We start from the raw sequence: 1,812 nt of genomic DNA on the forward strand, positions 1-1,812 counted from the left end.
ACCCACTTCCCCTAGATTAATTGATACCATAAGTCTAGCAAAGCGACGAAATGGAGTCAATTAACGTAACCCTATACGTATTTTGACGCTAACGCATCAAAATCGATAGGGGTCTGCGACGCTTTTCGGCGTTGCCGAGCCATGCTTAGCATGGCAAAAACCTCGGACTTTGTCCGAACCTACAAGGGGAACTCTTCCCCTTGACCCCATCAATCGAACTCCCCAACCCCTCAATCCTTGAGGGGCTCCCTCGCCGGTTGGCAGGAACAAACTGTAGTTTGTTCAATGCCAAGAGGGTTTGGGTGTAGTCCAGTTGGTCAAGTCAAATACTCCCTTCGCTTCGCTAGGTCCGTTTTGATTGACCAACACATGCAACCACCTATTCCAAACCTTTGCTACTCTTAAGTTACATCATTCTACTTTGCGATTCTTACCAATTTTTATAAGCTGTAATAAAAATAAGATTATAGGAGTTGAAATCATGGAGTTTTATAAAAAACTAAAAGAAGAACGCTTAAAACACAACTTATCACAAGAAGAATTAGCACTTAAATTAAACATAAGCAGACAATCGATTTCTAAATGGGAGCTTGAAAAAGGTTATCCAAATATTGAAACACTTATTACATTAAGTGAGTTATTCAACATTAGCATTGATGAATTAATTAAAGGAGATGATTGCTTGAAAGATAAAATCATCAAAGAAGGGAAAATGGGGGAATTAAAAATGACAAATCCATTCAAATGGATATACGTATTGAGTTCAATTTTAGTAGTATTTTGGCTTTTTGTACTTCCCTGGTCCAATCCATCAGGTCTAACATTAAGCATAATTAATCTCATAGCTATTATTTACTTTGTAATTGTCGTTAACTACATCAAAAATAACAAGAAGAAATTTTTTAATTAAACTTAAAAATTAAAAACGACAGCGATCAGGTGGCTCAACATTATCTGATCTCTGTCGTCTTTATTAAATCCCTACTTAATCACAATTTTAGATACTCAAACCTTTTTCTTATTCTTGAATGTAAACTTTTAAATATTTGTTTACATTCATTCCCTTTATTTTATTGCACTTTACTCATTCCCAAAATCAATGACAAAAGTATACATTCAAATCATCGTAAATAAGAAGAACAGATGCTTGTAAACAAAAAAAAGAAAAAGCTAGATCCAAACTAGCTTTTTTACATAATTGGCGTTCTCCGTAGTAAAATTATTAATCCCATATATCTGGGCGTTCAATTTTCATTGTTCTCATATAAGTCGCGTAATAACAAGATGTGCTGAAACAGACTCTGTTCCTCCAGCCAGAGGAGTAATTGTTAGTGCTGTGGATTCGCTAGCAGGATTCCGTACAGTGAGTATTGAATTGATGACTGATGTTTGCACAAGAGCCATTCCTACTATCTGAGAAGTACCGGTTGCTCGACCAACTACCGTATAAGTTAATTCAACAGCTCCCGCTCCCGAATCAAGAGTTAAAACTAATTGACCCGCTTCGTTCACACTCACCTGAAATAAGACCTGATAAATACCGATTGCAGACAAATTAAATGTATCAGCACCAGTACGGGCAATCCCCCCCCCACTAAAAGGCCCATCTCTTGGAAAATCTACATCTCCACCAATTGCAACAGTTGTAGCATTATCAGGAGGCATCAACGCATAAAAATCCGCAAAATCTAATACTGCCCCGGGTGGACCTGTCGAACCTGTTGCTCCCGTTGGACCGGGTGGACCACCTGATGGTCCCGTTGCTCCTGTCGAACCTGTTGCCCCCGTTGGACCAGGTGGACCACCTGATGG

Annotated in this window: 2 protein-coding genes; one reads left to right on the plus strand and one right to left on the minus strand. The window is 38.7% G+C overall.

What is annotated here, in order from left to right:
• Window positions 1-481 precede the first annotated feature (481 nt).
• Window positions 482-910: a helix-turn-helix domain-containing protein gene (locus ACFQZ1_RS11665; protein WP_377882344.1), complete on the plus strand. Its 429-nt coding sequence runs from the start codon at window positions 482-484 to the stop codon at window positions 908-910.
• A 350-nt stretch (window positions 911-1,260) separates the two neighbouring features.
• Here the strand turns inward: ACFQZ1_RS11665 and ACFQZ1_RS11670 are convergent.
• Window positions 1,261-1,812 (minus strand): collagen-like protein (locus ACFQZ1_RS11670; RefSeq protein ID WP_377882345.1); only part of this gene is annotated, 552 nt, incomplete at its 5' end.

The sequence above is a fragment of the Bacillus sp. CGMCC 1.60114 genome, assembly GCF_042676365.1.
In the GTDB taxonomy this organism is placed as follows: domain Bacteria; phylum Bacillota; class Bacilli; order Bacillales; family Bacillaceae_G; genus Bacillus_A; species Bacillus_A rhizoplanae_A.